The following is a 6,458-nucleotide window of genomic DNA, read 5'->3' as shown; positions in this document are numbered from 1 at the left end:
ACGTCGCTGCGGGTGGCATCGCCTATGACGCCGGCGTAGCCCTCGGCGTTGGCCGCGTCGATCGCCTTGGAGCTGGGGTCGACCACGACGACCTGCTCTTTCCTCAGACCGGTCGCGCAGACGGTCTGGACGGCCGACCGTCCCTTCGTGCCGAAGCCGATGACGACGGTGTGGTCGCGCACGGCGGACCTCCAGCGGTTCAGACGCCATTCCTCACGGGTGCGTTCGGTGAGCACCTCCAGCGTGGTGCCGACCAGGATGATCAGGAACAGCACGCGCAGGGGCGTGATGACGAAGATGTTGGCGAGCCGGGCACCGTCACTGACCGGGGTGATGTCGCCGTACCCGGTGGTGGAGAGCGTGACGGTCGCGTAGTAGAACGCGTCGAGCAGGTCGATCGAGCCGTCGGAGTTGTCGTGGTAGCCGTCGCGGTCGGCGTAGACGACGAACGCGGTGGCGACCAGGACCAGCAGGGCCATGATCAGCCGCTTGACGACCTGGCGGATCGGGCGCTCGACCACCTTCCTCGGGAGCTGCACCCGATGGGTCACCAGATGCTCGTCCGCGTGGCGGGCGATGGCGTCGTGGCCCGGAAGTTTCACGTGAAACACACCCCGATCCCGGCGGTCGCCCACGGCAGGTCCAGCAGTTCCGCCTCCTCGCCCTGCCGGGTCCCGCCCGGCGGTACGACGGCCAGCGCGTCGGCTGCGGCGATGCCCCGGAGCATGGCCGGACCGTTGTAGTGCAGCGGCACCGCGTGGTCGCCGCGCAGCACCACGGGGATGAGCCGGGTGTCGTGCGGGTGTCCCTGCGCCGCCTCCCGCAGCGGCAGGGTGTACGGCTCGGGCGCGGGATGGGCGGCGAGCGTCCGCAGCAGCGGTTCGGCGAGGGTGAGCAGCCCCGAGACGGCCGCGAGCGGGTTGCCGGGCAGACCGACGAGGTGCTGGTGGTCCTTGGTGCGGGCCAGCAGCATGGGGTGGCCGGGGCGCACCTTCACACCGTCGACGAGGAGTTCGGCGCCGACGCGCTCCAGGACCGGGTGGACGTGGTCCACCGGCCCCGACGCGGTGCCGCCCGTGGTGACGATCAGGTCGGCCTCGGAGCGGGTGACGGCCCTCTGCAGGGCCTTGGCGTCGTCGCCGATCCGGCGCACGGCGACCACCTCGGCACCGAGCGCGCGCAGCCAGGACGGCAGCATGGGGCCGAGGGCGTCCCTGATCAGCCCGTCGTGCGGGAGTCCCTCGGTCAGCAGCTCGTCGCCGAGGACGAGGACCTCGGCGCGCGGCCGGGGCACCACGGTGACCGTGTCGTAGCCGGCCGCCGCGGCCAGGCCCAGGACGGCGGGCGTGACCAGGGTGCCGACGGGCAGCAGCTGGTCGCCGCTGCGGCACTCCTGGCCGCGGGGCCGGATGTCCTGACCGTGGAGGATCTCGCGGGTGGTGTGCAGCCGGCCCTGGGCGTCGGTCCGGCCGTGTTCGGAGCGGAGCACGGCGGTGGTGTCGGCGGGGATGCGGGCGCCGGTGGCGATCCGGACCGCCTCGCCGTCGGTGAGCGGCTCCGGCTGCGCGTGCCCGGCGAGCACGCCTTCCTCCCGGACCTGCCAGGGGCCGGGTCCGGCGACCGCCCAGCCGTCCATCGCGGAGGTGTCGAAGGAGGGCAGGTCGGTGAGCGCGTCGAGCGGGGCGGCCAGGACCAGCCCCAGGGCGTCGCCGAGCGGCACGGAGACGGGGGTGCGGCGGGCGCGGGAGCGGGCGGCGCGGGCGGCGGTCTCCCGGGCCCGGGGCCAGGGGGTGGCCCGGTGCCGTTCGGCGGACCGCTCGCCCAGGGCCGGTGCGTCCGGGCCGGGGGCCCGGCCCGTGCCGTCGTCCGGGCCGTCCTCGCGGCTCTCCCTGCGGGCGTCCCTCACCAGCGCCAGCGCCTCCTCGACGTCCAGGTCGTCGGTGTCCTCGGCGGCTGCCTCGGCCCGGGTGCCGGGGGCGGTCATCCGGCGTCCGGGGCGCTCGGGCCCCCGCTGCTCCCGTCTGCTGCCCCGTCGCTCTCCTCCGCCCAGCGCAGCGCCAGCGCGGCGGCCCTGCGGGCGGCCTCGGCGACCGCCTCGGGGCCGCCCTCGCCCCGGGCCGCGGCATAGCCGACGAGGAACGTGGTCAGAGGGGCCGCGGGGCGGGCCACGCCGTGTGCGGCGTCCCGGGCCAGGTCGAGGAGGGCGCCGGTGTCGACGTCCAGGTCGATGCCCAGCTCGTCCTTGACTGCGGAGATCCATTCATCCAACACGTGCCCATGCTCCCTGATCCGTGCCCTGGCGTCGGCGATGTCGTCCCAGGTGTCGCAGTCGAAGGACGCGAGCGGGTCCGGGACCCGGGTGAGGCGGAGGGCGCCGGTCAGCCGGCGCAGCGGCAGCCCGCCCAGGCCGCCGTGCTCGGTGGCGAGGGCGGCCAGCTCGCGGCGCAGGGCGGCGGTGCGGTAGGCGGCCACGAGCGGCTGGTCGCGACCGCCCGAGTCGGTGAGCAGCGCGCCGTCGGCGCCGGTGTCCCGAAGGGCCGTCAGCAGGCGTACCAGCGCGGCCGGTCCGAGGAACGGCAGGTCGGCGGAGAGGACGACGGTGTGCGCGGCGGTGGTGAGGCGCAGGCCGGCCTCCAGCGCGGCGACCGGTCCGCCGCCGGGCGGTTCCTCGCGCGCCCAGCGCACCGGGCGGACGGTGGGCCGGGGCGCGGCCACTACGACGGTGGTCCGGGCGTCCGCGCAGGCCGCGAGCACCCGGTCGAGCAGCGCGCGGCCCCCGACGCGGACGGCGGGTTTGTCGGCCCCGCCGAGCCGGCGGGCGGCACCGCCGGCCAGCACGACGGCGTCGTACGGCGCGGCGGGCCCGGCGGGGGCGTTGTCGGTCACCCCCCGAGTATGTCCTGCCCCGTCCCGCCGGCGGACCCGGCACGGGTCACCGGGGGCGCGGGCGCACCGCGCAGCCCGCGCAGCCCGCACCGGTGGGCGCCGGGGTGCGTCACAGGGTGCGCAGCAGCACCGCCGGCTGTTCGACGCAGTCCGCGACATACCGCAGGAAACCGCCCGCCGTGCCGCCGTCGCACACCCGGTGGTCGAAGGTGAGCGAGAGCTGGACGACCTGACGGACGGCCAGCTCGCCCTCGTGCACCCACGGCTTGGGGACGATGCGGCCGACGCCGAGCATGGCCGCCTCGGGGTGGTTGATGATCGGGGTGGAGCCGTCGACGCCGAAGACGCCGTAGTTGTTCAAGGTGAAGGTGCCGCCGGTGAGTTCCCCCGGGGTGAGCGTGCCCGCGCGGGCGGCCTCGGTGAGCCGGGCGAACTCGGCGGTCAGGGACTCGGCGTCCCGCGCGTGGGCGTCCCGGACGACCGGCACGACCAGGCCGCGTTCGGTCTGGGCGGCGAACCCGAGGTGGACGTGGTCGAGCCGGACGACCTCGCGGGCCTCGGTGTCGACGAAGGAGTTCAGCTCGGGGAACCGGGCCAGGGCGGCCGTGCAGACGCGGGCGAGCAGCGCGAGCAGGGAGATCTTCGGGCCGCCGGCCGTGTTCATCGCCGTCCGCGCGCGCATGAGTTCGGTCGCGTCGGCGTCGACCCAGCAGGTCGCGTCCGGGATCTCCCGCCGGCTGCGGGAGAGCTTGTCGGCGACGGCGCCGCGCACGCCCTTGAGCGGGATCCGCACACCGGCCCCGGCCGGGGGTGCCGCCGTGGGGGCCGCCCGTACGACCGGCTCACCGGCCACGGGCGTCCCGGCCGTCCCGGCCCGCAGCGCGCTCTCCACGTCCGCGCGCAGGATGAGTCCGTCCGGCCCGGAGCCCGCGAGCCGGCGCAGGTCGACGCCGTTGTCCCGGGCGAGCTTGCGCACGAGCGGGGAGATCACGGGGACCGGTCCCCCGGCGGACCCGGGGGCGGGCGGGGGCGCGGGCTGCTGTGCCGCGGCCGGTGCGGTCCCGCGCGCCGGGGGTGCCGCGGCGGCGGTCCTGAGCGGCTGCGGCTTCCCGTCGGCGCCGGCCGCACCCGCGCGCACCCGGCGCCTGCGGGCCGCCGGGGCCTGGGTGCCGTAGCCCACCAGGACGTTGCCCGAGCCCTCGGACTCCGTCGCCGGTGCGCCGACGGCCACCGTCAGCAGCGGGGCGCCGACGGGCAGCTCGGCGCCCTCCTCGCCGAAGCGCGCGGTGACCACGCCGCCGTAGGGGCAGGGCACCTCGACCATCGCCTTGGCCGTCTCCACCTCGACCACCGGCTGGTCGACGGCGACCACGTCACCGACCTTGACCAGCCAGCGGACGATCTCCGCCTCGGTGAGCCCCTCGCCGAGGTCGGGCAGCTTGAACTCCAGCACCTGAGCCATCAGCCCTCGGCCTCCCACTGCAGCCGGGCCACGGCGTCCAGGATGCGGTCGACGCCGGGCAGGTGGTGCCGCTCCAGCATGGGCGGCGGGTAGGGGATGTCGAAGCCGGCCACGCGCAGCACCGGCGCCTCCAGATGGTGGAAGCAGCGCTCGGTGATGCGGGCCGCGATCTCGCCGCCCGGTCCGCCGAAGCCGGTGGACTCGTGGACGACGACGGCCCGGCCGGTGCGCCGGACGGCCGCACAGACCGTCTCGTCGTCGAACGGCACCAGCGAGCGAAGGTCGACGACCTCCAGGTCCCAGCCCTCGGCCCGGGCGGCCTCGGCGGCCTCCAGGCAGACCGGCAGCGAGGGGCCGTAGGTGATGAGCGTGACGGTGCTGCCGGGCCGGCGCACCACCGCGCGGCCGATGGGCTCGACCTCCGTCGGCTGCTCGGGGTTCCAGGTGTCCTTCGACCAGTACAGCCGCTTGGGCTCCAGGAAGACGACCGGGTCGTCCGAGGCGATGGCCCGGCGCAGCAGCCCGTAGGCGTCGGCGACCGTGGCCGGGGTGACCACGTGCAGGCCCGGCGTGGCCATGTAGTACGCCTCGGAGGAGTCGCTGTGGTGCTCGACACCGCCGATGCCGCCGCCGTAGGGGATCCGGACGGTGATCGGCAGGGGCATCCGGCCGCGCGTGCGGTTGCGCATCCGGGAGACATGGCTGATCAGCTGCTCGAACGCCGGGTACGCGAAGGCGTCGAACTGCATCTCCACCACCGGCCGCAGGCCGTACATGGCCATGCCGACGGCGGTGCCGAGGATGCCGGCCTCGGCGAGCGGGGTGTCGGTGCAGCGGTCCTCGCCGAACTCCTTGGCGAGGCCGTCGGTGACGCGGAAGACCCCGCCGAGGGTGCCGACGTCCTCACCCATGACGTGCACGGTGGGGTCGGCGGCCATCGCGTCGCGCATCGCGCGCGTGAGGGCCTGCGCCATGGTGGCGGGCTTGACGGCGACGGTCGTCATCGGGCGCCGCCCTCCTGCTCTCCGTGCTGCTCCTGCTCGGCCTCCAGCTCGGCCCGCAACAGGGCCCGCTGCTCGCGCAGTTGCGCCGTGGTCTCGGCGTAGACGTGGTCGAAGAGGTCCATCGGGTCGAGCTCCGGCTCCTGGTTCATGCGGTCCCGCAGTTCGGCGGCCATCGTCTCGGCGTCCTGCCGGGCGGCCTCGATGCCGGCCTCGTCGAGCAGTCCGCGCGCGGTGAGTTCGCGTTCCAGCAGCCGCACCGGGTCGTGGGCGCGCCAGGCCTCCACCTCGGCGTCCTCGCGGTAACGGGTGGCGTCGTCGGCGTTGGTGTGGGCCTCGACGCGGTACGTCACCGCCTCCACCAGGGTGGGGCCGCCGCCCGCGCGTGCGTGCCGTACGGCGTCGCTCAGGACCTCGTGCACGGCCACGGCGTCGTTGCCGTCGACCAGCCGGCCGGGCATGCCGTACCCGACGGCCTTGTGGGCCAGGGAGGGTGCTGCGGTCTGCTTGGCGAGCGGGACGGAGATGGCGAAGCCGTTGTTCTGCACCAGGAAGACGACCGGTGCCTGCCAGACGGCGGCGAAGTTCAGTGCCTCGTGGAAGTCCCCCTCGCTGGTGCCGCCGTCGCCGACCATGGCGAGCGCGACCACGTCGTCGCCCTTCAGGCGGGCGGCGTGGGCGAGGCCGACGGCGTGCGGCAGCTGGGTGGCGAGCGGCGTGCTGAGCGGGGCCACCCGGTGGGCGTGGGGGTCGTAGCCGCTGTGCCAGTCGCCGCGCAGCAGGGTGAGCGCCTCGGCGGGGTCCACGCCCCGGGCGACGACGGCGAGCGTGTCCCGGTAGCTGGGGAAGAGCCAGTCGCGCTCCTCCAGGGCCAGCGCGGCGGCGACCTCGCAGGCCTCCTGGCCGGTGCTGGACGGGTAGACGGCGAGCCGGCCCTGCTTGGTCAGGGCGGTGGCCTGCGTGTTGTAACGGCGGCCGCGCACCAGCTGGGCGTACAGCCGGCTCAGCAGGCCGGGGTCGGCCTTGCCGGCCGCGTCGGTGCCGAGGACGCGGTACGGCTCGGCGTCGGGCAGCAGCGGCGCGGGGTCCATACGGGGCTGCCAGGCGGG

At 75.6% G+C, this 6,458-nt stretch carries 6 protein-coding genes; all 6 read right to left on the bottom strand.

Annotated features, from left to right (window positions below):
• Window positions 1-602, bottom strand: a 602-nt coding sequence (locus IE312_RS41815; RefSeq protein ID WP_229900434.1) for an ion channel, incomplete at its 3' end; no start/stop codon positions are given.
• Window positions 599-1,984 carry a molybdopterin molybdotransferase MoeA gene (locus IE312_RS25870; RefSeq protein ID WP_189984738.1) on the bottom strand — a complete coding sequence of 462 codons (1,386 nt, stop codon included), beginning with the start codon at window positions 1,982-1,984 and terminating at the stop codon, window positions 599-601. The genes IE312_RS25870 and IE312_RS41815, both read right to left, overlap by 4 nt.
• Entirely contained in the window at window positions 1,981-2,886 is a 906-nt protein-coding gene (locus IE312_RS25865) for an NTP transferase domain-containing protein (protein ID WP_189984737.1), read from the bottom strand. Before IE312_RS25865 ends, IE312_RS25870 begins: the two co-directional genes overlap by 4 nt.
• A gap of 109 nt (window positions 2,887-2,995) precedes the next feature.
• A complete protein-coding gene (locus tag IE312_RS25860; protein ID WP_189984736.1) occupies window positions 2,996-4,348 on the bottom strand; it encodes a dihydrolipoamide acetyltransferase family protein in 1,353 nt (450 codons plus the stop codon).
• Window positions 4,348-5,352 carry an alpha-ketoacid dehydrogenase subunit beta gene (locus IE312_RS25855; protein ID WP_189984735.1) on the bottom strand — a complete coding sequence of 335 codons (1,005 nt, stop codon included), beginning with the start codon at window positions 5,350-5,352 and terminating at the stop codon, window positions 4,348-4,350. The genes IE312_RS25860 and IE312_RS25855 overlap by 1 nt, the downstream gene beginning before the upstream one ends.
• On the bottom strand, window positions 5,349-6,458 hold a 1,110-nt coding region (gene pdhA / locus IE312_RS25850), incomplete at its 5' end, for a pyruvate dehydrogenase (acetyl-transferring) E1 component subunit alpha (protein WP_229900433.1). The genes IE312_RS25855 and pdhA, both read right to left, overlap by 4 nt.

The organism is Streptomyces capoamus (assembly GCF_014654935.1).
Classification (GTDB): Bacteria; Actinomycetota; Actinomycetes; order Streptomycetales; family Streptomycetaceae; genus Streptomyces; species Streptomyces capoamus.
The sequence above is the reverse complement of the archived record's forward strand: the minus strand, read 5'-3'. Positions and strand labels throughout refer to the sequence as shown.

Coding starts and splice junctions, on each gene's coding strand:
- IE312_RS25870 (WP_189984738.1), bottom strand. CDS start 1,984: ATGACCGCCCCCGGCACCCGGGCCGAGGCAGCCGCCGAGGACACCGAC.
- IE312_RS25855 (WP_189984735.1), bottom strand. CDS start 5,352: ATGACGACCGTCGCCGTCAAGCCCGCCACCATGGCGCAGGCCCTCACG.
- IE312_RS25860 (WP_189984736.1), bottom strand. CDS start 4,348: ATGGCTCAGGTGCTGGAGTTCAAGCTGCCCGACCTCGGCGAGGGGCTC.